This window comes from Winogradskyella litoriviva (assembly GCF_013249065.1).
GTDB classification, from domain to species: Bacteria; Bacteroidota; Bacteroidia; order Flavobacteriales; family Flavobacteriaceae; genus Winogradskyella; species Winogradskyella litoriviva.
Map to the genome: position 1 here is coordinate 399,078 of NZ_JABRWQ010000004.1, position 26,158 is coordinate 425,235.

The 26,158-nt window shown below is 31.8% G+C and carries 29 protein-coding genes; 23 read left to right on the plus strand and 6 right to left on the minus strand.

The window, feature by feature from the left end; all coding sequences use genetic code 11:
• Positions 1–14: 14 nt before the first annotated feature.
• The 5 genes from HNV10_RS10700 to aroC form a co-directional block, all read right to left on the minus strand.
• Positions 15–350 carry a hypothetical protein gene (locus HNV10_RS10700; protein ID WP_173301342.1) on the minus strand — a complete coding sequence of 112 codons (336 nt, stop codon included), beginning with the start codon at positions 348–350 and terminating at the stop codon, positions 15–17.
• A 4-nt stretch (positions 351–354) separates the two neighbouring features.
• On the minus strand, positions 355–1,170 hold the full coding sequence (locus HNV10_RS10705; RefSeq protein ID WP_173301343.1) for a sulfurtransferase: 816 nt from the start codon (positions 1,168–1,170) through the stop codon (positions 355–357).
• 91 nt (positions 1,171–1,261) lie between these two features.
• The gene (locus HNV10_RS10710; RefSeq protein ID WP_173301344.1) at positions 1,262–2,587 is read right to left on the minus strand and encodes a dicarboxylate/amino acid:cation symporter; all 1,326 of its coding nucleotides are present in this window, start codon (positions 2,585–2,587) and stop codon (positions 1,262–1,264) included.
• Positions 2,588–2,650: 63 nt separating this feature from the next.
• Positions 2,651–2,908 (minus strand): hypothetical protein, encoded by a 258-nt coding sequence (locus HNV10_RS10715; protein ID WP_173301345.1) that lies wholly within the window; start codon positions 2,906–2,908, stop codon positions 2,651–2,653.
• A gap of 11 nt (positions 2,909–2,919) precedes the next feature.
• The gene (gene aroC, locus HNV10_RS10720; protein ID WP_173301346.1) at positions 2,920–3,984 is read right to left on the minus strand and encodes a chorismate synthase; all 1,065 of its coding nucleotides are present in this window, start codon (positions 3,982–3,984) and stop codon (positions 2,920–2,922) included.
• A 162-nt stretch (positions 3,985–4,146) separates the two neighbouring features.
• Between aroC and HNV10_RS10725 the strand changes: the two genes are divergently transcribed.
• Together HNV10_RS10725 and HNV10_RS10730 are read left to right on the plus strand one after the other, a co-directional pair.
• Positions 4,147–4,983 (plus strand): hypothetical protein, encoded by an 837-nt coding sequence (locus HNV10_RS10725; protein WP_173301347.1) that lies wholly within the window; start codon positions 4,147–4,149, stop codon positions 4,981–4,983.
• 225 nt (positions 4,984–5,208) lie between these two features.
• Positions 5,209–6,105 (plus strand): UDP-2,3-diacylglucosamine diphosphatase, encoded by an 897-nt coding sequence (locus HNV10_RS10730; protein ID WP_173301348.1) that lies wholly within the window; start codon positions 5,209–5,211, stop codon positions 6,103–6,105.
• Here the strand turns inward: HNV10_RS10730 and HNV10_RS10735 are convergent.
• Positions 6,097–9,042 (minus strand): FAD-binding and (Fe-S)-binding domain-containing protein, encoded by a 2,946-nt coding sequence (locus HNV10_RS10735; protein ID WP_241695498.1) that lies wholly within the window; start codon positions 9,040–9,042, stop codon positions 6,097–6,099. The genes HNV10_RS10730 and HNV10_RS10735 overlap by 9 nt on opposite strands.
• 128 nt (positions 9,043–9,170) lie before the next feature.
• Between HNV10_RS10735 and HNV10_RS10740 the strand changes: the two genes are divergently transcribed.
• The 21 genes from HNV10_RS10740 (at position 9,171) to HNV10_RS10840 (ending at position 26,151) form a co-directional block, all read left to right on the plus strand.
• On the plus strand, positions 9,171–9,626 hold the full coding sequence (locus tag HNV10_RS10740; RefSeq protein ID WP_173301349.1) for a hypothetical protein: 456 nt from the start codon (positions 9,171–9,173) through the stop codon (positions 9,624–9,626).
• A gap of 137 nt (positions 9,627–9,763) precedes the next feature.
• Positions 9,764–10,846 carry a glycine cleavage system aminomethyltransferase GcvT gene (gcvT, locus tag HNV10_RS10745; protein ID WP_173301350.1) on the plus strand — a complete coding sequence of 361 codons (1,083 nt, stop codon included), beginning with the start codon at positions 9,764–9,766 and terminating at the stop codon, positions 10,844–10,846.
• A 22-nt stretch (positions 10,847–10,868) separates the two neighbouring features.
• Positions 10,869–11,705: a sugar nucleotide-binding protein gene (locus HNV10_RS10750; RefSeq protein WP_173301351.1), complete on the plus strand. Its 837-nt coding sequence runs from the start codon at positions 10,869–10,871 to the stop codon at positions 11,703–11,705.
• A 34-nt stretch (positions 11,706–11,739) separates the two neighbouring features.
• Positions 11,740–12,027, plus strand: a complete 288-nt coding sequence (locus HNV10_RS10755) for a 4a-hydroxytetrahydrobiopterin dehydratase (RefSeq protein ID WP_173301352.1) — start codon at positions 11,740–11,742, stop codon at positions 12,025–12,027.
• A gap of 123 nt (positions 12,028–12,150) precedes the next feature.
• Complete coding sequence (locus tag HNV10_RS10760) at positions 12,151–12,897, plus strand: YebC/PmpR family DNA-binding transcriptional regulator (RefSeq protein ID WP_173301353.1); 747 nt, start codon at positions 12,151–12,153, stop codon at positions 12,895–12,897.
• A gap of 260 nt (positions 12,898–13,157) precedes the next feature.
• Entirely contained in the window at positions 13,158–15,470 is a 2,313-nt protein-coding gene (locus HNV10_RS10765; RefSeq protein WP_173301354.1) for a chondroitinase-B domain-containing protein, read from the plus strand.
• 14 nt (positions 15,471–15,484) lie between these two features.
• Positions 15,485–16,735, plus strand: coding sequence for an NRAMP family divalent metal transporter (locus HNV10_RS10770; RefSeq protein WP_173301355.1), 1,251 nt, complete (start codon positions 15,485–15,487; stop codon positions 16,733–16,735).
• Between the two features lie 6 nt (positions 16,736–16,741).
• Entirely contained in the window at positions 16,742–17,689 is a 948-nt protein-coding gene (locus HNV10_RS10775; RefSeq protein ID WP_173301356.1) for a sugar phosphate isomerase/epimerase family protein, read from the plus strand.
• 26 nt (positions 17,690–17,715) lie between these two features.
• Positions 17,716–18,288: a 3-keto-disaccharide hydrolase gene (locus tag HNV10_RS10780; protein WP_173301357.1), complete on the plus strand. Its 573-nt coding sequence runs from the start codon at positions 17,716–17,718 to the stop codon at positions 18,286–18,288.
• Between the two features lie 112 nt (positions 18,289–18,400).
• On the plus strand, positions 18,401–18,733 hold the full coding sequence (locus tag HNV10_RS10785; RefSeq protein WP_173301358.1) for an ArsR/SmtB family transcription factor: 333 nt from the start codon (positions 18,401–18,403) through the stop codon (positions 18,731–18,733).
• A gap of 32 nt (positions 18,734–18,765) precedes the next feature.
• The gene (locus HNV10_RS10790; protein WP_173301359.1) at positions 18,766–19,233 is read left to right on the plus strand and encodes a DUF6428 family protein; all 468 of its coding nucleotides are present in this window, start codon (positions 18,766–18,768) and stop codon (positions 19,231–19,233) included.
• Positions 19,234–19,251: 18 nt separating this feature from the next.
• A complete protein-coding gene (locus tag HNV10_RS10795; RefSeq protein ID WP_173301360.1) occupies positions 19,252–19,884 on the plus strand; it encodes an arsenate-mycothiol transferase ArsC in 633 nt (210 codons plus the stop codon).
• Positions 19,885–19,887: 3 nt separating this feature from the next.
• Positions 19,888–20,937: an ACR3 family arsenite efflux transporter gene (gene arsB / locus HNV10_RS10800; RefSeq protein WP_173301361.1), complete on the plus strand. Its 1,050-nt coding sequence runs from the start codon at positions 19,888–19,890 to the stop codon at positions 20,935–20,937.
• Complete coding sequence (locus HNV10_RS10805; protein WP_173301362.1) at positions 20,938–21,666, plus strand: metallophosphoesterase family protein; 729 nt, start codon at positions 20,938–20,940, stop codon at positions 21,664–21,666.
• 104 nt (positions 21,667–21,770) lie between these two features.
• Positions 21,771–22,076, plus strand: a complete 306-nt coding sequence (locus HNV10_RS10810; RefSeq protein ID WP_173301363.1) for an ArsR/SmtB family transcription factor — start codon at positions 21,771–21,773, stop codon at positions 22,074–22,076.
• 52 nt (positions 22,077–22,128) lie between these two features.
• Positions 22,129–22,365: a thioredoxin family protein gene (locus tag HNV10_RS10815; RefSeq protein WP_173301364.1), complete on the plus strand. Its 237-nt coding sequence runs from the start codon at positions 22,129–22,131 to the stop codon at positions 22,363–22,365.
• Positions 22,366–22,376: 11 nt separating this feature from the next.
• Positions 22,377–22,784 (plus strand): OsmC family protein, encoded by a 408-nt coding sequence (locus tag HNV10_RS10820; protein ID WP_173301365.1) that lies wholly within the window; start codon positions 22,377–22,379, stop codon positions 22,782–22,784.
• Complete coding sequence (locus HNV10_RS10825; protein WP_173301366.1) at positions 22,777–23,754, plus strand: permease; 978 nt, start codon at positions 22,777–22,779, stop codon at positions 23,752–23,754. Before HNV10_RS10820 ends, HNV10_RS10825 begins: the two co-directional genes overlap by 8 nt.
• A 17-nt stretch (positions 23,755–23,771) precedes the next feature.
• The gene (locus HNV10_RS10830) at positions 23,772–24,215 is read left to right on the plus strand and encodes a nitrophenyl compound nitroreductase subunit ArsF family protein (RefSeq protein ID WP_173301367.1); all 444 of its coding nucleotides are present in this window, start codon (positions 23,772–23,774) and stop codon (positions 24,213–24,215) included.
• Positions 24,216–24,233: 18 nt separating this feature from the next.
• Positions 24,234–24,944 carry an aromatic aminobenezylarsenical efflux permease ArsG family transporter gene (locus HNV10_RS10835; protein WP_173301368.1) on the plus strand — a complete coding sequence of 237 codons (711 nt, stop codon included), beginning with the start codon at positions 24,234–24,236 and terminating at the stop codon, positions 24,942–24,944.
• 118 nt (positions 24,945–25,062) lie between these two features.
• Positions 25,063–26,151: a T9SS type A sorting domain-containing protein gene (locus HNV10_RS10840; RefSeq protein ID WP_173301369.1), complete on the plus strand. Its 1,089-nt coding sequence runs from the start codon at positions 25,063–25,065 to the stop codon at positions 26,149–26,151.
• The last annotated feature ends 7 nt before the right edge of the window (positions 26,152–26,158 follow it).

Below are 26,158 nucleotides of genomic sequence, written 5' to 3' on the forward strand. Positions count from 1 at the left end.
ATTCTCAAAAAAATCTAAACCGTCTTAAACAAACGACTAAGCGATTTTAACATGTTTTGCTCAGTAATATCAAAATCATCATCAGAAAAAAACAAAACTTTAATGTCCTCTAACAATAGGTCTATATCTTCATTAGTATAGCCATGTTGCTCTAAGCTTATCATTATTTTTTTAAGACCTTGATAATCGTTATCTCTATCAAATTCTTCGTGAATTTCGTCAAAAGTTTCTTTGTCTACTTTAGAAATAATAAATTTTTGTTCTTTTTCAGATTCTTTAAAATCAGCATTTGCAGCAAATAGTAAAATGTAAGCGACAAGTTCGTCTTTTGTCCAATCTATTGTTTTCATTGATTTAATCGGTTAAGCTTCCATATTCTGTCCATGAGCCATCATAGACAATTAAGTTGTTATAATTACAAAGTGTGGCAGCCAATGCAACTACACAAGCAGTAATACCTGAGCCACAACTAAAAATTAACGTTTTGTTTTCTAAATCTAAATTACTAAAGATTTTTGACATTTTAGAAATTGATTTAAACGTATTTCCTTCAAACAAATCTGTAAATGGTAAATTTTTAGAATTCGGAATTGTTCCTCTTCGCAATCCAACTCTTGGTTCGTCTACTAAACATTTAAAACGCTGTTTTGATCGTGCATCAATTATTAATGTTTTTTTATTATTTGAAAATTGATTAACACCTTCAAAATTGGTCATTAATTCTGAATTAAAACCAACTTCAATGTTACCTTTAGAATAAGTTTCAGGCTTATAATTATTTATAGAAAACCCATTGAATACCCATTCTGGTAATCCTCCATCTAATACAGCAACATTATTATATCCAAACACCTTAAATAACCACCAAACTCTTGCACTTGAGTAAACACCTTTATCATCATAAACCACAATACAAGAATCGCTGTTTATCCCTAAATTTTGAGCTTCGGTTTGAAATTGTTCTTTAGAAGGTAATGTACTGGGAAAAGGTGCAGAAACATCACTAAATTTCTTCTTTATATCAAAAAAACGTGCTTTTAAAATCCGTTTAGAATCAGAATCTATAATTTTATTAATGGTTGCATCTAAAACAATTAAATTAGAAGCGTCCTTATTAGCATTAAGCCAATTAACTGATACCAAAGGCATATGGTGTTTTATTGTCTTCATTATACTTTTATAGATTCAAAATATAATCCTTTTTCTTTATTCAGTATAAACGATAATCTATGATTTTCTTAATAAAAAACGTGTAGGCTACTTATTTTACGGCTTCATAATTATCATCCCATTCCTTAGCTTTAGGGTTATCATGAAGTTTTCCGAGAGACTTTGCAACTATCATAGATACAGTAGCATCACCTGTAACATTTACAACTGTTCTACACATATCTAAAGGTCTATCTACAGCAAATATTAGAGCTAAACCAATAGGTAATAATTCCTCAGGAAACCCAATAGATTCTAGAACAATAACCAGCATTACCATACCTGCACTTGGTACAGCAGCACTTCCTATAGATGCTAATAACGCAGTTAATACAATTACTATTTGATTAGTAAACGTTAAGCCTTCTGGCCAAATAACTTGCATTATAAATACTGCTGCAATACCTTGATATAAACTTGTTCCGTCCATATTAACGGTTGCTCCTACAGGTAATACAAATCCAGAAACTTCTTTATCTACACCAATATGCTCTTCTACACGCTCCATTGTTACAGGTAAGGTTGCAGCACTAGAACTGGTAGAAAATGCTAATAATTGTGCAGGACTCATATTCTTTAAAAACCACATTGGTGATTTTTTGGTTATGGTTTTTACTAAGACTAAATAGAAACCAATCATAATGATTAAACCAGCTACAACACAAAGTGCATATTGCACTAATTTGAGTAAGATTTCAGTATCATCAAAAGCAATGATTACATTTGCCATTAAGGCAAAAACAGCATACGGTGCAAACAGCATAATTAAATCCACCATTTTCATAATCACCTCATTGAGCGAATCGAAAATATCTACCATTGGTTTGGCTTTTTTCTCTCCAATTAACAACAACGATATACCAACGAACAAAGCAAAACAAATAACTTGAAGCATTTTAGCTTCTCCCATTGCTTTAAAAATATTACTTGGAAAAATATCTACTAAAGCTTGCAATGGGCCAGCATTTTTTTGTGCACTAGCCTTATCTAACTTATCTGTTACACCTGCATCATTTTCGTATTTAAGTTTAATCTTTTCTATAGTTGCTTTAGGCATGCCTTCACCTGGTTTTACTACATTAACAATAGATAAACCAATAACTATGGCTATTAGAGTTGTGCTTACGTAAATAGCTATAGTACGTAAACCCATACTTTTTATCTTAGAAATATCTTTTAAATCTGAGATACCTTTAATAAGTGATGCTAAAATTAAAGGAACAGCTATTAACTTAAGGAGATTGATAAATATGGTTCCGAAAGGTGCCACCCAATCAGATACAAACTGTTGACCACTAACTGAATTCATAATAAAACCAAAAATGATTCCGAGAATCATTCCTATAATAATCTTCCAGTGTAATGCTAGTTTTTTCATTTCTTCCTTAACCCTTTCCAAGGGAAAAGGATTTTTTTAATTTAAAATTCTTATCTAATGTATTTACCAGTTCAAAATTATTAGAATAACCATAAATACTATTGCATAGCTTAAAATACCTAATGTTCTTGCTTGAGATGCTTGTTCGTTTTTTTTATCAAAACCAAATCCATCAAATCGCTTTTCCTCTGTTTTATTAAATGTATTGGTGTCTAACAACCCTTTATTACTTTGAAACGGAAAGAAGAAAAACGTCAACCATTCTTCGGTTGTTAAAGGAATATCTTTCCTTTTTTCTTTATTTTCTTCTTCTAAATTCAAAAAATAAAAGATTATAACCTCGTAACTCGATCTAACAATAAATAGTCTGCTAAAACTAATGCTGCCATAGCTTCTACAATAGGCACAGCTCTTGGCACAACACAAGGATCGTGCCTTCCTTTTCCTTGCATTTCTACAATTTCGCCAGCACTATTTAATGCATCTTGTTTTTGTATTACTGTTGCAACTGGTTTAAAGGCTACTCTAAAATAGATGTCCATTCCGTTAGAAATTCCACCTTGTATACCTCCAGATAAATTTGTTTTTGTAGATCCATCTTCGTTAAACAAATCGTTATGCTCACTTCCCTTCATTTGCGCACCACAAAAACCGCTTCCGTACTCAAAACCTTTTACAGCATTGATAGACAACATGGCTTTACCTAACTCAGCATGTAGTTTATCAAAAACAGGTTCTCCCAGACCAACTGGTACATTCTTTATAACACAAGTAATTGTGCCACCAATAGTATCACCTTGTTTTTTAATTTCTTCTACTTTAGAAATCATTTTCTGTGCAGATGCTTCATCAGGACAGCGAATAATATTAGATTCTATTTTACTAAAGTCTAAATCTTGATAAGGCTTATCTATAAAAATGTCACCTACCGAAGAGGTAAATGCATTAATTTCAATTTTTGATAAGAATTGTTTTGCAATGGCGCCTGCAACAACTCTTGAAGCCGTTTCTCTCGCAGAACTACGTCCTCCTCCTCTATAATCTCTTACACCATACTTTTTGTCGTAAGTATAATCTGCGTGACTAGGACGATACACGTCTTTAATATGACTATAATCTTTAGATTTTTGGTTAGTATTATGAATTACAAAACCTATTGGAGTTCCAGTAGTTACGCCTTCAAAAATACCAGAATAATATTCTACGGTATCTGGTTCTTTACGTTGTGTTACAATTTTAGATTGGCCAGGTTTTCTTCGATTTAATTCATTTTGAATAGCTTCAAAATCAAGTGCTAATCCAGCAGGACAGCCATCAATTATGCCTCCAATTGCTTTTCCATGAGATTCTCCAAATGTTGTAAGTTTAAATAATTTACCAATCGTGTTTCCTGCCATTACAATTTATTTTACGCTAATGTAATTGTATTATAAGAAAAATGAAAATTGTAGTTCTTTTTTATAGGTTTAAATTAAAGATCTTCTAATAATTATGAACTTAATATTATGTTTTTACTACTATTGTTTACTTTTATCATATCAACTTAATTCTTAGTGATTATGAAATCTAATTTATTCATTTTAGTGTTTGGCTTTTTAATTCTTGGTTGCTCTTCAGATGATTCTAATAATACAACTTCAGATGGTAATTATTTTCCTATTGTTTTAGATAACACCTGGAATTATAGTGTAGAAAACACAAGTGAATCTAATCCTGAATTAAACTTCAGCGCTACTGATGTAGTCACTATAAATTCTGTTACTGACAATATGTTTACTATGGAAGTTAATAACGGAACTACGCCAGCTAACGGAACTATGAATACATTCTTTAGCTCTGGTACTTTCACAAAATTAAACTCTACCTTAGTGTATAATGGTGATTTAGAAATATTATCCGAAACTGATGCTTTACCAATTCCGGATATTAATTTATATAATTTCACTCTATATGACACCAATGCAAATTCTAATACGCAATTATATAGTGATACTAATAGTTTTACAGAAGATGTTGACTTTAATGGTCAGATATTACCAATAACTACCACTTATCAAATTACAAATACGCATCTCAACAATTTAAGCTCATTAACTGTAAATGAAACAACGTATACTAATATTATACAAACGGAAATTAAGGTCAATCTAGAGGTTAGTACTGAGATAGATTTAGGATTCCCAATTTCGCAATCTATCTTAGATGCTCAAGATATATTAGTAATTAATAATTATTATGCAGAAGATATTGGACTCATTAAATCTGATGCAAATCAGAGTTTTCAACTAAATGCAGCTTTTATCTCTCTGATAACTACTTTTGGTGGTACGTTAGATTTTCCTACTAACTCTTCAGTAGATAATATACAAGAACTAGAAAGCTATAGTATTAATTAATATAAAAACCACTTTTATTAAAGCTGACTCGCAGACCCAAAATCACAGACAATCCCTTACCTCATAAATTGTAGACCTATTTTGGGTTTACAAAATAGAAATACATAGTTGTCAATAATATTCTATTAACAAAGCATCAGTCGCGCATAACATTTAGTTCATGTTTTAATAACAATTTACTCATTGTTAGTTAATTATAGGATAACTCTGTTTCTATAAAAAATAATGTTCTTTGCATGTATAATTCTAACTATTGTGAAAATAAAGAGGAAGGTAGAAATAGCAGTAATTTCAGATGTACACCTTGGTACTTACGGTTGCCATGCTAAACAGCTTTTAACTTATTTAAACAGTATAGAGCCTAAAAAGCTGATTTTAAATGGTGATATTGTAGATATTTGGCAATTTAAAAAACGCTACTTTCCTAAATCTCATCTTAGTGTCATTAAGAAAATAATGGACTTCGCAGCCAATGGTACCGAAGTTATTTACATTACAGGCAACCATGATGAAATGCTCAGAAAATTTACCGATACAGAAATTGGTAACGTTTCTATTGTTAACAAATTAGTTTTAGAATTAGACGGAAAGCGCGCTTGGTTTTTTCATGGTGATGTTTTCGATATATCTATTCAGAATGCCAAGTGGTTAGCAAAACTTGGAGGATACGGTTACGATTTACTCATTCTAATGAACCAATGCACTAATTGGTGTTTAGATAAACTCGGAAAAGAACGCTATTCCTTATCCAAAAAGATTAAAAACAGTGTAAAAACCGCAGTAAAATATATTAATGATTTTGAAACTGTAGCCACAGATTTAGCCATAGAAAATGGTTATGATTACGTGATTTGCGGACATATTCACCAACCCAAAATGCTGAATATTGAAACTAAAAAAGGACATACAACCTATTTAAATTCTGGTGATTGGGTAGAAAATTTCACGGCTTTAGAATACCAATTTAAACGTTGGAAAATTTATAATTACAATGCAGATAAATTATCTGCCTTCTATGCAGATGAAGATATAAAAGACATGAATATGAACGATTTAATTGCAGCAATTACTATTGTTGAGCAACCTAAATCTAAAAAGAAGAAAAAAGATAAACTAAAGTAAAGCGTCTTTTAAAATTGAAATAGGATGTTGTGCCACTCTACCTGTTCCATCCTTTATTTGATGTCTACAACTTGTGCCGTTTGCAGAAATCATAACATCTGTTGAAGCTTTGCGTACAGCAGGAAACAAAGTTTGTTCTCCAATTTGCATACTCACGTTATAATGTTCTTTTTCATAACCAAAACTACCTGCCATACCACAACAACCGCTCGGTATTATGGTTACTTTATAGTTTTCTGGTAAATTTAATACATCAAAGCTCGATTTTTGATTCGTTAAAGCCTTTTGATGACAATGACCATGAAATTTAATAGTCATTACGTCTTTAGTAAATTGTTCAGGTTTTATGTTTCCTAATTGAATTTCTTGCTGAATAAATTCTTCAATTAACAAGGTGTTTTTTGCAATAGAGCACGCTGAATTTTTATCATCTACCAATCTCAAATATTCATCTTTAAATGATAAAATAGCTGAAGGTTCAATACCAATTAAAGGCGTCTTTTCTGTTATTAAATTTTTGAATTTTGAAACGTTTTTATTCGCCATTTTTTTAGCTTCAGCAACCAAACCTTTTGAGAGCATTGCTCTACCAGATTCAGCATGAGAAATCATAGAAACTTTGTAATTTAAACGATTTAAAAGCTCAATAGCATCTACACCAATTTCGGTATCTAAATGATTCGTGAATTCATCATTAAAAAAAAATACCTCTTTAATAAAATTTTCTTTAACTAATTTATCTTTAGACTCTTGAAACTCCTTATATAAACTTTTATTTGAAATTAAAGGCAACCTACGCTCTTTCGCAATTCCACCAACATATTTTATAATCGAACTTGTAAATCCTTTAGAAAACATAAAATTTGTTAGCTTCGGAACTTTACTCGCATATCCATTAATTTTGTTATTATAAGCAAACAATTTTGTTCTAAAAGGCACACCATTGGCTTGCTGATATTGGTATTGAAATTCAGCTTTTAAAGCAGCCACATTTACACTACTCGGACACTCGCTTGCGCATGCTTTACAACTTAAACACAAATCGAAAACATCCTTCAATTCTTTATGATTAAACTTGTTTGATTTTTCTGAATTCGTTAAAAATTCTCGCAACGCATTTGCTCTTGCTCGTGTGGTATCTTTTTCATCTTTCGTAGCTCTGTAACTCGGACACATAGTTCCACCAAATTCGGGTAATTTTCTGCAGTCGCCAGAACCATTACATTTTTCTGCTTCGCGCAAAATACCTTCCGAACTTGAGAAATCTAATAGAGTTTCAATTTGAGGTTCTTCTCTATTGGGCTCGTAACGCAAATTCTTATCCATAGGATAAGCGTCTACTATTTTATGAGGATTAAAGATATTGTTGGCATCAAAAGCCGATTTTATCTGTTTTAGAATTTTGTAATTATCAGCACCAATCATCAACGGAATAAACTCTGCTCTTACAATACCATCACCATGCTCACCAGACATAGAGCCTTTGTATTTCTTAACAAGTTTAGCAACAGCAGTTGTAATCGCTCTAAAAAGCTTAACACCTTCTGCTTGTTTTAGGTCTAAAATGGGTCTTAAATGCAACTCTCCTGCTCCTGCATGTGCGTAATAAACTGCGTTTTGGTTAAACGACTTCATCAACGTAGTAAACTCTAAAATATAATCCTCTAAATCCTCTAGAGCCACAGCTGTATCTTCAATACAAGCCACGGCCTTTTTATCACCAATAATATTTCCTAGAAGCCCTAAACCAGCCTTTCGTAGTTCTGTAGCTTTATTAATTTCATCACCTTTTAAAATGGGATTCGCATAACTAAGCTTAAGTTCATTTACCGTCACTAACAAGCCATCTATTTGATATTGAAGCTCCTCATTAGTATTTGCTTTAAGCTCACACATTAAAATCGCAACCGGATTTCCTTCTACAAACGTTCTATTTTCTTGTTGCGTTTTATTATGTTTTGTTAAATTTAGAATGGTATCATCCATCATTTCACAAGTATGCAAACTATGTTGCATCACTCGAGACACTGATTGCATACACTTTTCAATACTATCAAAATGAAGTGCAATCATAGCACATTCACTTGGTGGCAAATCATCTAATTGCAAAGTGATTTCAGTTGCAAACGCAAGTGTTCCTTCACTTCCTGCTAACAATTTACACATGTTAAAACTTAAAGTTGAATCTGAAGTTGAAAAAACATCAGACTTTATTAACTCATCAATGGCATAACCTGTATTTCTTCTATGTATGGTTGGTTTTGGGAAATTTTCTTTTATCTGATTTTGAATGTCTTTAGGTTGTAAAGTCTCAAATATAGTTTTATAAATATAACCTTCAAGCGTATCTAATTTGGTTTTATTATGAAATTCTTCAGGAGTCAAATCTGAAAATTCAACCTTACTTCCATCACTCAAAATGGTTTTTAAAGCAATCACTTTATCTCTAGTGACACCATATTGAATCGATGTAGTTCCAGAAGAGTTATTACCAACCATTCCGCCAATCATGCAACGGTTAGAAGTTGATGTATTCGGTCCAAAAAATAAGCCAAAAGGTTTGAGATAGTTATTCAACTCATCTCTTACAACACCTGGTTGAACTGTTACCGTTTTTTTAGCCTCATTAACATCTAAAATTTTAGTAAAATACTTAGAAACATCAACCACAATACCTTCTCCAACACACTGGCCAGCCAATGAAGTTCCTGCTGTTCTAGGAATTAATGATGTGCTATTATTATAAGCAAAATCAATTAAAAGCTTAATATCATTAGTGCTTTTAGGTAATGCAACCGCTAAGGGTAATTTTCTATATACAGAAGCGTCTGTTGCGTATAATTTTCTTAACAAATCATCAAAATGTAAATCACCTTCTAATGCAGATTTTAGAGTTTCAAGAGTCTTACTTTTTACATTTTGCATATGCGTTAACATTCAATTGATTTAAGTTATAAAATTGTCCTAAAAATAAAGCTAATCATCCAATTTTGGCATAATTTTGGCGTTATGAAGAAAAGCGATTTTACGATTGCTAAAACTAACAATTTAAAAGTAAAATTATTATGAAGAAATTATTTTTATTAAGTGCAATATTTATAGGATTTACAACGATAACATTTGCTCAAAACATTGCCGACAATGCTATTGGATTAAGAATTGGAGATAGTGATGGGTTTGGTACAGAAATAACTTATCAAAGAGCCTTAGGAGACAATAATAGATTAGAAGTAGATTTAGGTTGGCGAAATTACAGCAACGAAGACGGCTTTAAGTTAGCTGGTATATACCAATGGATTTGGCCATTAGAAGACAGAATTAACTGGTATGCTGGTGCAGGTGGTGGACTAGGCTCTGCAGGCAGTACTTTTATTTTTGCTGCAGGAGATGTAGGTATTGAATATGATTTTAACATCCCATTACTGATTTCATTAGACTTTAGACCAGAGATTAATTTTGGAAATGCACCTAGCGACAACCTTGGTTTTGATATTGCTTTAAGTTTAAGATATCAATTTTAAAAATTCAATTTAACACAACCTATAACCACCTATTTTTGGGTGGTTTTTTTGTTTGGCAAATACTATGATACATATTAAATTATAAGCCATTAATTTTTCTTAATTTTGCCAAACTTTAACTTGAAAATCAACTTAATATGAAAGACACTGCATTATCTTCTACACACCAAGCACTTGGTGCAAAAATGGTTCCTTTTGCTGGTTACAATATGCCAGTTCAATATGAAGGTGTAAACGCTGAACACGAAACAGTTAGAAAAGCGGTTGGTGTTTTTGATGTCTCTCATATGGGCGAATTTTTAATTGAAGGCCCTAATGCTTTAGCCTTAATACAGAAAGTATCTAGTAACGACGCTTCTAAATTAGATATTGGAAAAGCACAGTACAGCTGTTTACCAAATGATGATGGCGGAATTGTAGACGATTTAATTATTTATAAAATTAAAGACGAAACCTATTTATTAGTGGTTAACGCTAGCAATATTGAAAAGGATTGGAACTGGATTTCGTCTAAAAACGATGTTGGTGCTGACATGAAGGATTTAAGCGAAGATTATTCTTTGCTTGCTATACAAGGCCCAAAGGCTATTGAAGCGATGCAATCTTTATCTAGCCACGATTTAGCAGACATAAAATTCTACAACTTTATAGTTGGCGATTTTGCAGGTATTGAGCATGTAATTATTTCGGCAACAGGTTATACAGGAAGTGGTGGATTTGAAATTTATTGCAAAAATTCTGAAGTAAAACAAGTTTGGGATAAAGTCCTAGAAGCTGGTGCAGATTTCGGTATTAAACCTATTGGTTTGGCTGCAAGAGACACATTACGTCTAGAAATGGGTTATTGCTTATATGGTAATGATATAGATGATACAACTTCTCCTATTGAAGCCGGATTAGGTTGGGTTTGTAAATTCAATAAAGATTTTAATAATAGTGAAGCTTTAAAAGCGGAAAAAGAACGCACACCAGAACGTAAATTGGTTGCTTTTAAATTAGATGATCGTGGTATTCCACGTCATGGTTATGACATTGTAGATAGTAGCGGAAAAACAATAGGAAATGTAACTTCTGGCACTATGAGTCCGAGTTTAGGTATTGGCATCGGTTTAGGTTATGTGCCAAAAGTATTTTCTAAAGTAGATAGCAAAATACATATCCAAGTGCGTAAAAAAGCCATTCCTGCAACGGTTGTAAAATTGCCGTTTTTTAAAGGTTAATAGATAGAATGTCGTGTGATTAATGAAGAAAGAAGCTGCTCAAAAACATCGTATTCTCGTTCTTGGTGCAAGTGGCTATATTGGTAATGCCATTTACAAAGAATTGGGTCCTTATTTTAGAACCTTTGGAACATACAGAATCCCGAAAAAGGAATTTGAAAAGAACAAACAATTCTTTCAATATAATGTTGAAGAAGATGACGTTTACGAAATTCTTGAAGCCACAAAACCTTCTATAATTATCTCAGCACTTCGTGGAAATTTTAACGCACAAGTTATTGCCCATCAACATATTGCGGAATATGTCTTAAACAATAAATGTAAACTTATATTTTTATCTTCTGCTAATGTTTTTGACGCTTACAGTCAATATCCTAGCTACGAATTAGACAAAACTTTAAGCCATAGTGTTTACGGACATTTTAAAATAAAGATTGAAAATTTATTATTACGGATGCCCAAAAAGCAAGTCGCAATAATTAGACTTCCAATGGTATTTGGTCCTGCTTCACCACGATTAGATGAGCTAAAGCAAGCCATAAAAGAAAAGGAAGCTGTAGAGGTATTTCCTAACTTAATAATGAATGTGACGTTAGATAAAAAAATGACGCAACAAATTCATTATATCATCAATAGAAATAAACATGGCATTTTTCATCTAGGTAGCACAGATTTAGTGCATCATGATGATTTTTTAAAGGAAATTTTAGCCCTTATTACAGACAAAAAAGTACTAACTAAGCAGGTCTTTACAACAAATGAAGATCGTTATTTAGCGGTTTTACCTAAATTTAATAAATTACCTAAACATCTTCAAATTACAAGTGAAGCTGTATTAGAAGAACTAAAAAAGAAATAGATTTTTGATTTGCAATAATTTTAAAAATAATATTATGAAATTAGACAACAATACTATAGAGCAAAAACTACTACAACTGCCTGAATGGGATTATTACGACAATGCTATTCATACCGAATATGAGTTCGATAATTTTAAAGATTGCTTCAGTGCTATGAGTCGTATTGCTTTTGAATGCGAAGCTCTAAATCATCATCCTAATTGGAGTAATGAATACAATATTTTAAAAATATCACTAACAACACATGACGAAGAAGGTGTAACCATTAAAGATTTTAAACTAGCAGAGGCCATAGAAGCCATTGTGGAGGAAGAAGAATAACATTCTTGAGAATTACCTCTAATGTTACTTCAAGATTTTCAATAATTTCTTAAATTTGCTATGCCTTATTTTAATTTAAGATTAGGCATTTTTAGAACTTAATAATTTATAACTTTTTTTACTATGGGAAGAGCTTTCGAATTTAGAAAAGCAAGAAAAATGAAACGTTGGTCTGCTATGAGCAAAGCCTTTACGCGTATTGGCAAAGACATTGTGATGGCTGTAAAAGAAGGTGGTCCTGATCCTGATAGTAATGCACGCTTAAGAGCTGTTATACAGAATGCCAAGGCAGTAAATATGCCAAAAGCAAATGTAGAACGCGCTATTAAAAAAGCAAGCGAAAAAGGACAAGGTGATTATAAAATTGTACTTTTTGAAGGCTACGCACAACATGGCATTGCTGTTTTAGTTGAAACCGCAACAGACAATAACACACGTACTGTAGCTAATGTAAGGTCTTATTTCAATAAAACGGATGGTAGCTTAGGAACTTCTGGTTCTGTTGTTTTTATGTTTGACCATACTTGTAATTTTAAAATTGAAGACAAAGACTTCGATTTAGAAGAATTAGAGCTAGAATTAATAGACTTTGGTGTTGAAGAAATCTTTGCTGACACAGATGAAGATGAAAATGGTGAAGAGCAAAAATGCGTTATGATTTATGCGCCTTTTGAAAGTTTTGGAGACATTCAATCGTATTTAGAAACTAACAATATTGAAATTATTTCTTCTGGCTTTGACCGCATACCTCAGGTTACAAAGAAAATTACTGCTGAACAGGCTGAAGATGTAGAAAAATTATTAGAAAAATTAGATGATGACGATGATGTACAAAATGTATATCATACTATGGAAGAAAGTGCAGAATAAATCATTGTATACTTAAAAAAAAGAGGGCTCTGCCCTCTTTTTTTTGCTTTTAATTAATTAAAAGAATACTTCTAGTTTAGATATCAAAATTAACCTTGTATTTTTATAATATTGATTTAAGAAATAATATAAACAACAAACAGTTGCATCTTGTATTATTTCTTATTTCCAAATAAAAACAGTAGTTATTTAATGATGTTTGTTACATCTATTTAAACAACAACTTGCAATTATAAGCCTACTAGACAAATAACTAAACAATGAAATATACTATCTTTATTGTACTCTCCATCTTTCTACTATTTTCCTGCAGCCAAAAACCAAAACATACTGGTGTTTTTGTAAAAGATATAAATGCATTAAATAATGCTATACAACAAGCAAGCCCAGGAACAAACATAATTCTTGCCAATGGTATTTGGAAAAATTTTCAAATCAAATTTTATGGTTTAGGAACAGAAAATTCCCCTATTACATTAAAAGCAGAAACACCTGGTAAAGTATTTATAGAGGGTCAATCATTTATACAATTAGGAGGCGAATATCTTACTGTAGAAGGTTTACATTTTAGAAATGGTTACTCACCAAACAATTCTATCATTAAATATATGATTAACAACGATAGTATTGCAAATTATTCTAGAGTTACAAATACTGTTATTGAAGGTTTTACAAAACCAAACCGTTATACAAACGACCGTTGGGTAGAATTTTACGGCAAACACAATCAATTAGACCATTGTTATATTGCCGGTAAATCTAACGATGGCGAAACCGTTAGAGTATTTTTTACTGGAAACGAACATATTAATACGCATCATCAAATAGTCTATAATTACTTTGGCCCAAGACCAAGAAAAGGTGGTCCAAGAGCAGAAACCATAAGAGTTGGCGATAGCAAAACAAGATTAACGCCTGGTTACGTCAATGTTTCGCATAATTACTTTGACGCTTGCAATGGTGAGGTCGAAGTCATTTCAGATAAAACCAATTACAATTCCTTTACAAATAATATTTTCGATAAATGTGAAGGTTCATTAGTGCTTAGACATAGTAACTACGCTACTGTAGATTCTAATATTTTTATTGGTGGAGATGACTCTGATTTTTATGGTGGAATAAGAGTTGTAAATACGGGTCACTGGATTACCAACAACTATTTCTACAAAATACGAGGCGAACATTTTAGAAGTCCACTAGCTATAATGAATGGTATACCAATGACGCCATTAAATAGATACAAACAAGTTGCAGATGTTGTGGTTGCTTATAATACTTGGATAGATTGCGCATCACCTTTTCAAATTGGAGTTGGTCAGAATTTAGCAAGTATAGATGTGCTTCCTAAAAGTGAAATACGTTCTGCTGCTCCTATTAGAACTGCAATAGCTAATAATGTTATATATAATACAAAACCAGATAAAACACCTTTAATTAATCATGATGATATGAGTGGGATTCTGTTTAAAAATAATATTCTAGACAACAACAGAAGTGATTTTAACGAATTTGACGTATTTCAAAATGAAAAATTAAAAATGAAGCAAATCAATGATTGGTTATATGCTCCTGAAACTAAGAACAAAGCTTTAGACAGCGTATTTAATGGTTATGACTTTGCAAGAATTAAAAACGACTTATTTGGTGCATCTCGAAGTGATAACAATAAAGTTGGTGCAATTAATCAATTAGCAACTGCTGAAAAATTCAAAATCGATAAAAGTCAATATGGACCAGATTGGTTTTCAACTGAAAAAGAAACTACTGAACCTAATATTCTTAAGGCATCATCAAAATCTGGCGAGCTTTCAAATTTAATTCTTCAAGCAAAACCTGGCGATATTATTGAGCTCACTGATACTGAATATTCAATAAGTACACCTCTTAAAATTGATAAAGACATAACGCTTAGAGCTAAGGGAGAAAATAAAGTTGAAATTATTTATAAAGGAAAAGCACACACACCATTATTTGAAATGAATCCAAAAGGGAATCTTAAGCTTCAAAATATAAGTATAAAAGGACAAGGGAATCAACTCGCATTTGAGTCTCTCGCTGAAAATATGGCTTCTGCATACAATCTATTTATCGACGATTGTATTATAGACAATTTCAACTACATTTTAAAAGCTTCAAAAGGCTCTTTTGCAGATAGTATTAACTTCAACAAAACGGTTATTAAAAACAGTGAACATGGCTTTGTATTAGCTGCTGATGAAAAAGGCGACTACAATGCAGAAATGGTTACTTTCAATAATTGTGAATTCAATAATATCAGCCAAAATTTGATTCATTTTTACAGAGGTGGTTATGATGAATCTACAATTGGTGGTGTCTTAACGCTTTCTAACAATCTTTTTACAAATTGTGGTAAAACAGAAAAATCTGGTTTACTGATAAAAACACCAGGCATTATCAATGTTCATATTTCTGAAAATACATTTAAGGATAATCGCGTAAAACTTGTCGCGCTTCTTTGGGGCGAAAAGAACAATCATCATCGTAATAATACATTCATTAATTCTGGAGAAATTAAAGTTGAAGATCAACAAAAACTAGAAATTCTGTACTAATAACCAGCGACACAATGCATAAATTTAAAACAATACTCAAAAACCTTGGTCCTGGTCTGTTGTTTGCTAGTATGGCAATCGGAACATCACATTTAGTCTTGTCTACAAAAGCAGGTGCTCAATATGGCTGGATAATGGTTATTCCCATAATTTTGGCCAACCTTTTAAAATATCCATTTTTTGAATTTGGCATTAGATACACCAACGTTACTGGTAAAAGTATAATAGAAGGTTACAGTAATCGAGGAAAAGGCTATTTATGGTTGTATGCATTTATTACCTTAGCGACTAGTATTGCTAGTCCTGCTGCATTATGTTCTATTGCTGCAGGTCTTTTAATTAATATTTTAGGTATCCATGATGTTGCTATAACCACAGTGGCTTTAGGTTTGTTTGTTTTTAATAGTATCATCTTAATTATTGGAAAATATAAATTGTTAGAAACCACATTAAAGTTCTTAATACCTATATTATTTGGTGCTTTATTAGTAACTACTGTACTTGTAATAAACAAAGGGCAAATCACACCTATTGCTAATTTTAAAGCACCAGAAATCTTTAACGAAACTGGCATTTTATTTTTAATTGTGTTAATCGGTTGGATGCCAACAGCTGTTGAAGGCAGTAGCTGGCTCAGTCTCTGGAGTGCTGAAAAGTATAAAGTTGACCATAAAAAGCCACCACTAAAAGAAGCATTGCAAGAATTTAACTTAGGTTATATTTTAACGGCAGTTTTAGCCATTTTCTTTTTAATTATAGGCTGCATGACGCTTTATGGCTCTGGAACCGAATTAAGCGGAAACGCAACCATATTTGCAGACCAAGTGATTAACTTGTTTTCAACTCATATTGGTAATTGGGCTTATGTCTTTATCGCTATTTCTGCATTTGCTACTATGTACAGTACCTGCTTAACACAACATGATGCTATTGCAAGAGTAAGTGTTGACATTATTGGATTATTAGTTGGTGAACACGAAAAATTTAAGGGACGAAAATACTACGCTTCTAGTATTTTAATTATAGCTATAATGAGCATTGTTGTGCTTTATGCACTTGGTGCAAATATGGGATTAATATTAGCAGTAGCCACTGCAACATCCTTTGTTCTTGCTCCTATTGTTGGCTATATGAATTTAAAAAATGTTTTGAGCGATGAATTACCTGTTGACCAAAAACCAAAACGAGGATTGCAATTATTAACCTATTTAGGCATACTATTTTTATCACTTCTTTCCATTTATTATGGTTGGATTTTAATGTAATAATCTATGAATTTATCACGAAGAAATTTTATTAAAAAAGCTGGCGCAACACTAATTGCTGTGCCTTTTGCACCATTATTAACTAACATGTCTAATAATTCTATTGATGAAAAACCTTTAGATATACACCTGTTCTCAAAGCATTTACAGTTTTTAGACATTAAAGAAGCTGCAGAAGTAGCTGCAGAATTGGGCTTTAATGGACTAGACCTAACCGTGAGACCAAAAGGACATGTATTACCAGAACATGCAATTACCGATTTACCTAAAGCCATTGAAGATATTAAATCTGTTGGTTCTTTTTGTAAAATGATTACAACTGCTATTACTGATATTAATAATTCTTACGACTTAGATATAATAAAAACAGCTGCTCAACAAAATGTGCAATTCTACAGAATGAATTGGTACAAATATCATGAAGGGTTAACCATGGAAAAATCCATAGCAATCTACCAAGAACAGATTAAAAATCTAGGAGAAATTAACAAACAACACAATATTATAGGTTGCTACCAAAATCATGCAGGCACAAAAGTTGGCGCATCGTATTGGGAAATAAATCAAATTTTAGATAGCGTAGACTTAGACTATTTTGGTGTTCAATACGATATTCGTCATGCTATGGTAGATGGTGGATTATCTTGGGAAAATGGATTAAAACTTCTTAATGATAAGATACAAACCATTGTTTTAAAAGATTATAAATGGGCAAAGATTGATGGAAAATACAAAGTTATAAATGTACCCATTGGAGAAGGTATGGTAGACTTTAATAAGTATTTTAAACTTTTAAAATCTTATGGATTAAATCCGCCAACATCCTTACACTTAGAATATGATTTAGGAGGTGCAGAAAAAGGCAAGCGAGATATTAAAGTTGACAAAAAAGTAGTATTTGACGCAATGAAAAAGGACTTAAATACTATTCAGAAACTTTGGAAAGAAGCCTAATATTTATTTAATCTCCCATTGTTAAAATGAAAAAAATCAACAAAATTTCAGCAGTAATTCTTGTGATATTTTCTCTTGTATTTTCTTGTAATCACTCAGAAAAGTTGTTTCAAGAGAATTCAAATACTTGGAAATCTTATGGTGATAATTGTTGGCATTTTTCCGAGAATGAATTAATAGGAGAAGTAAAAAATCAAGAGAGCTATTTAATTACAAAACAAAGGTTTAAAGATTTTGATTTAAACTTAGAGTTCAAACCAGACAACTCTATTAATACAGGTGTTTTTATTCGATGCATTAATGAAGATGTGAATCCTAAAAATTGCTACGAGCTTAATATTTGGGACTTACATCCAGACCAAACCAACAGAACAGGTGCCATAGTTGCACGAGTAAATCCAAGAGTTGTCGTATCAACAATTAACAAATGGAACACCTATAGAATTAAAGCCGTAAATAGTCATATCCAAGTTTGGATAAACGACACACTCACCATTGATACAATTGATAACGCTTTAAGGGAAGGATACATTGGTCTACAAGCTAAAGCTACAGGAAAAGTGAGTTTTAGAAATATTAATATCCAAACTATAGATTAATAGATATTTTCTACAACCTACTATACTCATAATTTATTCCCAAAACGATAATTTTATTTGTTTGAAAAAAACATTAATCGTAATATTGCAATAAACAAATTAATATCGAATTATGGGATTAGCAAAATCAGAAATGTTTACAGATGCACAAAACGAAATTGCTTTGTTCGCTAAAGTATTTGGGCATCCTGCGAGAGTAGCCATTCTACAACAATTATTTAAAATTGATGCTTGCTACTGTGGTGATTTGGTAAGCGAAATAGGATTAGCACAACCCACTATTTCTCAACACTTAAAAGAATTAAAACATTTAGGACTTATTAAAGGAAACGTAGAAGGAACAAGTGTTTGCTACTGTATTAATACTGAAAATTGGACTAAAATGAAAGCAACAATGCTTCAATTTCTTAATCAGGATATTTCTGAAAAAGACAATTGTTGTTAAACACTATTACAAACACATTAAAAACATACAAAATGAAACTATCAGAAATTAAAAACAAACTTAAAGAATTAGAAACAATTTCATTTCAGTTGCCAAATGGCGAACTAGTACCAAGCCACTTTCATGTTACAGAAGTAGGTAAAATAACAAAACACTTCATTGATTGTGGTGGAACCGAAAGAAATGAAGAAGTGGTTAACTTTCAGTTATGGAATGCAAATGACTACGACCACAGATTACATCCCGAAAAATTAATAGACATCATTGAGCTTTCTGAGAAAGTATTAGGTATTGGAGATTTAGAAATTGAAGTAGAATACCAAGGCGATACTATTGGCAAATTCGGACTAGATTTTAATGGTAAAAGTTTTATACTTACCAATAAACAAACCGATTGCTTAGCTCAAGACCAATGCGGAATTCCTTCGGAGAAACCAAAAGTAAAACTATCAGAATTAAATGACGAACCTTGCTGTTCTCCAGATGGCAACTGTTGTTAACCTAAATATAATCTAAAAATGATAACCACAAAATCCAACCTCTTTTCTGAAATAGAAACGGTAATACAAGGTTTAAAACCTGAAACGATTTCCGATGAAAGAAAAATAGTATTACAGCCCTTAATAGAATTTATACAAAATAAGGTTTCAAATAAACAAGATGTTCGCATCAATTTTATTTGCACACACAATTCACGTAGAAGTCATTTATCACAAGTTTGGGCGCAAACCATGGCAAATTATTTCAACATTAAAAAAGTTTTTTGCTATTCTGGAGGAACTGAAGCTACTGCGCTTTTTCCTATGGCTGCTCAAACTTTAGAAAATTCTGGTTTTAAAATAAAGACGCTTTCCGAAGGTAAAAACCCAGTTTATAGCATTAAGTATACTCAAAATGAGCATCCTATTATTGGTTTTTCTAAGAAATTAGATGATGATTTTAATCCAAAATCAGAGTTCGCTGCTATTATGACCTGTGATTCTGCAAATGAAGCCTGCCCTTTTGTTCCTGGTGCAGATAAACGTATTCCCATTACGTTTGAAGACCCAAAAGCCTTTGACAATACTCCACTGCAAGAAGAAAAGTATATGGAAAGAAGTCTTCAAATTGCAACTGAATTATTCTATATTTTCTCTCAAATCAACTCATAAGTAATGAAAAAGAAATTAAGTTTTTTAGACAGTTATCTAACCTTATGGATATTTATAGCCATGGCACTTGGTGTCGCTATTGGGTATTTTGCACCAACTTTTCCAGATGTTATTAATTCTTTTAGTAGCGGAACAACCAATATTCCTATAGCAATAGGATTAATACTAATGATGTATCCGCCTTTAGCAAAGGTTAATTATGCTCTATTACCAAAGGTTTTTAGCAACACCAAAATTCTTTCAATATCACTTATATTAAATTGGGTCGTAGGACCTGTTTTAATGTTTGTTTTAGCAATTACCTTTCTCCGCGATTATCCAGAATATATGGTTGGCTTAATTCTTATTGGCTTAGCACGTTGTATAGCCATGGTTTTAGTTTGGAATGATTTAGCGGAAGGTAGTAGCGAATATGGTGCTGGTTTAGTGGCTTTAAATAGTATTTTTCAGGTCTTTGCTTATAGTTTTTATGCTTGGTTATTTATAACAGTACTTCCACCCTATTTTGGGTTTGAAGGCGCCATAGTACATATTTCTATTGCAACCATAGCAGAAAGTGTTGCCATATATTTAGGCATACCGTTTGTTTTAGGTATTTTAAGTCGACTTATTTTAGTAAAACTTAAAGGCGAAGAATGGTACACTAAAAAGTTTATTCCTACGATTTCGCCTATGACTTTAATTGCATTGTTATTTACAATTGTGATTATGTTTTCATTAAAAGGTGAATTAATTGTTGAAATCCCAATGGATGTCTTAATCATTGCTATTCCTTTATTAATCTACTTTAGTTTAATGTTTATCATTGGTTTTTTCTTTACCAAAGCCATGGGAGCGGATTACAACAAAACAGCCGCTGTAGCTTTTACAGCTGCCGGAAATAATTTTGAATTAGCCATCGCTGTTGCCATAGCAGTTTTCGGGTTAAATTCTGGGCAAGCATTCACAGGAGTTATTGGCCCACTAGTTGAAGTACCTGCCTTAATTTTACTCGTCCGTGTTTCTTTTTGGTTGAAAAAGAAGTATTTTGACACACCGAAAACCACAGCATAAATGAGAATCGCTTTTTTTTCAGATATACATGCCAATTTACCAGCTTTAGATGCTTTTTTTAAAGATGTAGAATCAGAACATATTGATGCCATCTATTGCCTAGGCGATTTGGTTGGCTATAACGTTTGGCCTAATGAAGTGGTCAACGAGATTAGAAAAAGAAATATTCCTACCATTATGGGAAACCATGATGAAGCCTTGTTATTACCTGCTGTGCAAGAATCAACACCTTCAAATAGAGGTTTAACGCGTTCATTAGTCTCAACTAAAAATAGAGACTACCTAATTAATTTACCAAGACACTTAGCACTTAATTTTATGACTAAACATGAACCATTTAATTTATTAATGGTTCATGGTAGTGTAAAAGCAATTAATGATTATATGGTTGAAGATTATCCTGAAGCCGATGTTTTACAAATGATGCAATCACAGCATGCTGATGTTCTTTTATGCGGACATACACATAAACCGTTTCATCGTGTTTTAAAAAGCAAAAATGTATATAAACACGTTGTAAATATTGGTTCTGTTGGGAAACCAAAAGATGGTGACACCAGATTATGTTATGCTATATTAGAACTTAATCAAAATTCTACACCTACTAATCCTAAAGCTATAAAGGTAATTTTTAAAAGAGCTGAATACGATGTTGAAAAAGCGGCAAAAGCGATAGAAAGCAGTGCGTTTAACATAGCTTATGCTGAAGCATTGAGAATTGCTAAATAAACGCGTTAAACTAAATTAAAATTTATATATTTTTTTCTAAAGGTGACATTTGTCACATTTTCTCCCAAATACCAATCGTACATTTGCGATAAGCAATTAGTCAAATGAAACGAAATCTAGAACAAATAGACTACAAAGAGAATACTGAAGCTTTGGCAAAATATGCAAAAGCCTTAGCACATCCTACTCGTATAGCTATTCTAAAACATTTAGAGAATCAATCGTGCTGTTTTACAGGAGACTTAGTAGATGTATTTCCTTTGGCACAATCTACAATTTCACAACACCTTAAAGAACTAAAAAATGCAGGATTAATTCAAGGAGAATTAAAACCTCCCAAAATAAAATACTGTATTAATCAAAAGAACTGGAAAATTGCCAAAACACTTTTTCAGCAATTTTTTGATTAATATTTTTTAATAATTAATTATTTATCTGTTAAGATTATAAAACACATATACCATGAGTAAAGTAATAAAAATTTTAGGCACTGGTTGTCCTAAATGTAAAACTATGACAAGTCTTGTAACTGAAGTAGTAAATGAAAACAACATTGATGCATCTATTGAAAAAGTAGAGGATATTATGGAGATTATGACATATAATGTTATGTCTACACCAGCATTAGTAGTAGATGATGTTATTACCATTAAAGGTAGAATACCTTCAAAGAACGAAATTTTGGCACTACTGAACTAATTGAACCGGTTATGAATTACCAGATTAAAGCCTCTTCCATCTCACATGAAGATGCTGTTATTCATATAAAAGAATCAAACATAGATTTTGGAACAACACCAAATACTGCTGAGAGATTACCAAATCCTGCGGAATTATTCTTAGGCTCGTTTGCTGCTTGTATGCTTAAAAATGTAGAACGATTTTCTGTTATGATGAAATTTAACTACACAAAAACAAACCTTGAAGTTAAGGCTACTCGACTAGAAAATCCACCAAGAATGGAAAATCTAATTTACAATTTAACCATACATAGTAACGACACAAAGCTAAATACTGCCTTATTAAAAAAGAATATTGAAAAGTTTGGTACCATTTACAATACCATAAAACTGTCTTGTCATATTGAAGGAACCATAAAAACAATTCAAAATGTTTGATTGGATTCAAGATTTAGCCGACTGGACCGTTTATAAGGTTTTAGAACTAGATAAAGGTGCACACTTAGCAGAAGCGCTTAACTTCTTTATTTACGATACTATTAAGATTCTTTTATTACTTTTTGTTATCATCTTTTTTATGGGAATAGTAAATAGTTACTTTCCCATAGATAAGGTTAAAAACTATTTGTCTCGCAATAAACTGTATGGTTTAGAATATCTTATGGCTAGTCTTTTTGGTGTTGTTACGCCTTTTTGCTCTTGCTCCTCAGTGCCATTATTTATAGGTTTTGTAAGAGGAGGTATTCCGTTGGGCGTTACTTTTGCATTTTTAATTACATCACCATTGGTAAATGAAGTTGCCATTGGACTCTTTATTGGTCTCTTTGGCCTAAAAACAACGTTAATCTATGTTACTAGTGGAATTTTATTAGGTACAATTTCTGGTTACATACTTCAAAAATTAAAATTAGAAAGCTATTTAACACCTTGGGTTAAAGAGTTATTAGCCAATGCACAAAAAGAACAAGACGCCTTTATAGCCGATAAAAAAGCTTTAAAAGATAGATTACCCGTAATATGGGATGAAGTTTTAACCATATTAAAAGGTGTAATTCCTTATGTTATTGTAGGTATCGCTATTGGAGGTTTAATGCATGGTTACATACCTGAGGGTTTTTTTGAAAAATACATGGCTAAAGATAATTTCTTTGCCGTACCAATTGCTACCATTTTGGCAGTTCCGATGTACTCTAATGCTTCTGGTATTTTACCAGTTGCTCAAGTTTTAGTTGCCAAAGGTATTCCATTAGGTACAGCCATCGCTTTTATGATGGGTGTTGTTGGGTTATCATTACCAGAAGCCATGCTCTTAAAAAAAGTTATGACCTTAAAACTTATAGCCATATTTTTTGGTGTTGTTACACTATGCATAATTATTTCGGGCTATTTATTCAACATATTATTATAAACTTTAAATCTATAAAAATGACCAAAACAATTAAATTATTAGTTGCCTTTACCATAGGCTTACTTCTAACTTCTTGCAATGAACAAGACAAAAAACAAAACGCTTCTGCTATAGACCAATCCGTTTCTAAAATTGAAGTGTACGACTTTCATTCTACACATAGATGCATGACGTGTAATGCCATTGAAGTGAATACAAAATATACCCTAGACACCTATTTTGAAAACGAATTGAGAAACAATAAAATCACATTTCAAGTTATAAATGTAGATGACGAAAAAAACGAAAAAATTGCTGAAAAATTTGAAGCCTCAGGAACCGCTTTAATTTTAAATGTAATTAAAGACGGAAAAGAAACTAAAATAGATTTAACGGAATTTGCCTTTATGGAAGGAAACGATCAAGAAGCATTTTCTAAAGACTTAAAAGCCAAGCTTGATACAGAATTAAAAACGCTATAATTCTATTATAATAGCAGAATGGATTTTTTACAATCACTCTTAGAGAATTATAATATTCCTGTATTATCAGCACTTATACTTGGGCTAATGACAGCCATTAGCCCTTGCCCTTTAGCCACAAACATTACTGCAACAGCTTATATTTCTAAAAACATTTCGAACAAGAAAAAAGTGTTTTTAAGTGGTTTATTATATTCCTTAGGAAGAGGATTTAGTTATACGATAATCGGTGTTATCCTCTATTTTGGAGCAAGTAAGTTCCATATTGCACGTTTTTTTAATCAGAATGGCGAGAAGTATTTAGGTCCCTTATTAATTATTGTAGGTTTAATAATGCTAAATATTATTAAACTCAACTTCCTTGGGAAATCTAATTTTCAAGAAAAATTATCTGAAAAATTCAAAGACAAAGGACTTTTAGGTTCCTTTTTTATTGGTGTTGTATTTGCTTTAGCCTTTTGCCCTTACAGTGGTGCATTATTCTTTGGTATGCTAATTCCAATGACTATAGCTTCTGCGGATGGTCTTTATTTACCTATTGTATTTGCATTTGGAACAGGTTTACCCGTTATTCTATTCACTTACTTATTAGCTTTTACTGCAGGAAAAGTTGGAGTCTTTTACAACCGAATTACTAAAATTGAAAAAATAATGCGATTTATAGCTGGTGTAGTCTTTATCCTTACAGGCTTATATTATGTTGCCATTTTCATAGGAATTATAAAATAAATCCCTTAATTCTATTTCATTATTTGCAGTTTAGCATAAAAACGTGTCTTCTAATCTAATATTGAATTGTTAAAAAAGATAATAGTTATTTTTATCAAAATCAAATACTATTACTCTCATGAAGATTAAGATTTTTTATATTATTATTCTAATTAATATTCTTAATGTTAACACTCAACAATTAACGCTACAATCTAATTTAGATTCAACATTAAGTGAGACATCAGGATTACTTTACCTCAATAACACCCTAATTTCTCATAACGATTCTGATGCTACTAATCAACTCTACGATATTGACATCACTACCGGAAATATTACGAGAACCGTTACAATAACTAATGCTACAAACACAGATTGGGAAGATTTAACGCACGATGACACCTACATTTACATTGGTGATATTGGAAATTATACTGGCGAACGTACAGACTTAAAAATCTACAGGATTCCCATAGCAGAATATTTTGCAAACACATCAGTAACAGCGGATATTATTAACTTTAACTACAGTAACCAAACAGATTATACTCCAAGTCCTTTAGCCACAAATTTTGATGCCGAAGCCCTTATACATTATAATAATAACCTTTATATATTTAGTAAAAACTGGATTGATGGAAAAACAAATATTTACCCACTTTCTAAAACACCAGGAACATATAGTATTACAAATATTGATACTGTTGAGAGCCAAGGTTTAGTCTCTGGTGCAACTTACAATAGTTTAGATAATAGTATTTTAATCTGTGGGTATGATTTAGATGGTGCATTTTTAATAGAATTAAGTGGTTTTAGTTCCGGATTATTTTCAAATGGAAATTTTACTAAAACTTCGGTTGCGGTTCCTACTAATTATTCCACACAAATTGAAGGCATTACACCTATTAATGCAACCGATTATTATATTTCTGCAGAACAAAACAACTCAAATAGTCAAGGGCTTTATTACTTTGATATTTCGAGTTTAGAAGTTGAATCTTTTGAGCAAAATAGTATAGGATTATACCCAAATCCTGCTCAAGAATTTTTTAAAATAAATGATGAAAATTGTGTGGTTTCAATTTATACTTTAGACGGAAAATTAATCAAAACTTCAAGTGAAACAGAGGTGAATATTTCAGAATTATCAACAGGAATTTACCTAGTTCAAATTCAAAATAAAGAAACACATCAATCAATTACAAAACGATTAATTATAGATTGACAATTAA

What these genes read in the sequence shown, in the direction of transcription:
- HNV10_RS10700 (WP_173301342.1), bottom strand. Translation starts at nt 350, where the DNA reads ATGAAAACAATAGATTGGACAAAAGACGAACTTGTCGCTTACATTTTA.
- HNV10_RS10705 (WP_173301343.1), bottom strand. Translation starts at nt 1,170, where the DNA reads ATGAAGACAATAAAACACCATATGCCTTTGGTATCAGTTAATTGGCTT.
- HNV10_RS10710 (WP_173301344.1), bottom strand. Translation starts at nt 2,587, where the DNA reads ATGAAAAAACTAGCATTACACTGGAAGATTATTATAGGAATGATTCTC.
- aroC (WP_173301346.1), bottom strand. Translation starts at nt 3,984, where the DNA reads ATGGCAGGAAACACGATTGGTAAATTATTTAAACTTACAACATTTGGA.
- HNV10_RS10725 (WP_173301347.1), top strand. Translation starts at nt 4,147, where the DNA reads ATGAAATCTAATTTATTCATTTTAGTGTTTGGCTTTTTAATTCTTGGT.
- HNV10_RS10730 (WP_173301348.1), top strand. Translation starts at nt 5,209, where the DNA reads ATGTTCTTTGCATGTATAATTCTAACTATTGTGAAAATAAAGAGGAAG.
- HNV10_RS10735 (WP_241695498.1), bottom strand. Translation starts at nt 9,042, where the DNA reads ATGTTAACGCATATGCAAAATGTAAAAAGTAAGACTCTTGAAACTCTA.
- HNV10_RS10740 (WP_173301349.1), top strand. Translation starts at nt 9,171, where the DNA reads ATGAAGAAATTATTTTTATTAAGTGCAATATTTATAGGATTTACAACG.
- gcvT (WP_173301350.1), top strand. Translation starts at nt 9,764, where the DNA reads ATGAAAGACACTGCATTATCTTCTACACACCAAGCACTTGGTGCAAAA.
- HNV10_RS10750 (WP_173301351.1), top strand. Translation starts at nt 10,869, where the DNA reads ATGAAGAAAGAAGCTGCTCAAAAACATCGTATTCTCGTTCTTGGTGCA.
- HNV10_RS10755 (WP_173301352.1), top strand. Translation starts at nt 11,740, where the DNA reads ATGAAATTAGACAACAATACTATAGAGCAAAAACTACTACAACTGCCT.
- HNV10_RS10760 (WP_173301353.1), top strand. Translation starts at nt 12,151, where the DNA reads ATGGGAAGAGCTTTCGAATTTAGAAAAGCAAGAAAAATGAAACGTTGG.
- HNV10_RS10765 (WP_173301354.1), top strand. Translation starts at nt 13,158, where the DNA reads ATGAAATATACTATCTTTATTGTACTCTCCATCTTTCTACTATTTTCC.
- HNV10_RS10770 (WP_173301355.1), top strand. Translation starts at nt 15,485, where the DNA reads ATGCATAAATTTAAAACAATACTCAAAAACCTTGGTCCTGGTCTGTTG.
- HNV10_RS10775 (WP_173301356.1), top strand. Translation starts at nt 16,742, where the DNA reads ATGAATTTATCACGAAGAAATTTTATTAAAAAAGCTGGCGCAACACTA.
- HNV10_RS10780 (WP_173301357.1), top strand. Translation starts at nt 17,716, where the DNA reads ATGAAAAAAATCAACAAAATTTCAGCAGTAATTCTTGTGATATTTTCT.
- HNV10_RS10785 (WP_173301358.1), top strand. Translation starts at nt 18,401, where the DNA reads ATGGGATTAGCAAAATCAGAAATGTTTACAGATGCACAAAACGAAATT.
- HNV10_RS10790 (WP_173301359.1), top strand. Translation starts at nt 18,766, where the DNA reads ATGAAACTATCAGAAATTAAAAACAAACTTAAAGAATTAGAAACAATT.
- HNV10_RS10795 (WP_173301360.1), top strand. Translation starts at nt 19,252, where the DNA reads ATGATAACCACAAAATCCAACCTCTTTTCTGAAATAGAAACGGTAATA.
- arsB (WP_173301361.1), top strand. Translation starts at nt 19,888, where the DNA reads ATGAAAAAGAAATTAAGTTTTTTAGACAGTTATCTAACCTTATGGATA.
- HNV10_RS10805 (WP_173301362.1), top strand. Translation starts at nt 20,938, where the DNA reads ATGAGAATCGCTTTTTTTTCAGATATACATGCCAATTTACCAGCTTTA.
- HNV10_RS10810 (WP_173301363.1), top strand. Translation starts at nt 21,771, where the DNA reads ATGAAACGAAATCTAGAACAAATAGACTACAAAGAGAATACTGAAGCT.
- HNV10_RS10815 (WP_173301364.1), top strand. Translation starts at nt 22,129, where the DNA reads ATGAGTAAAGTAATAAAAATTTTAGGCACTGGTTGTCCTAAATGTAAA.
- HNV10_RS10820 (WP_173301365.1), top strand. Translation starts at nt 22,377, where the DNA reads ATGAATTACCAGATTAAAGCCTCTTCCATCTCACATGAAGATGCTGTT.
- HNV10_RS10825 (WP_173301366.1), top strand. Translation starts at nt 22,777, where the DNA reads ATGTTTGATTGGATTCAAGATTTAGCCGACTGGACCGTTTATAAGGTT.
- HNV10_RS10830 (WP_173301367.1), top strand. Translation starts at nt 23,772, where the DNA reads ATGACCAAAACAATTAAATTATTAGTTGCCTTTACCATAGGCTTACTT.
- HNV10_RS10835 (WP_173301368.1), top strand. Translation starts at nt 24,234, where the DNA reads ATGGATTTTTTACAATCACTCTTAGAGAATTATAATATTCCTGTATTA.
- HNV10_RS10840 (WP_173301369.1), top strand. Translation starts at nt 25,063, where the DNA reads ATGAAGATTAAGATTTTTTATATTATTATTCTAATTAATATTCTTAAT.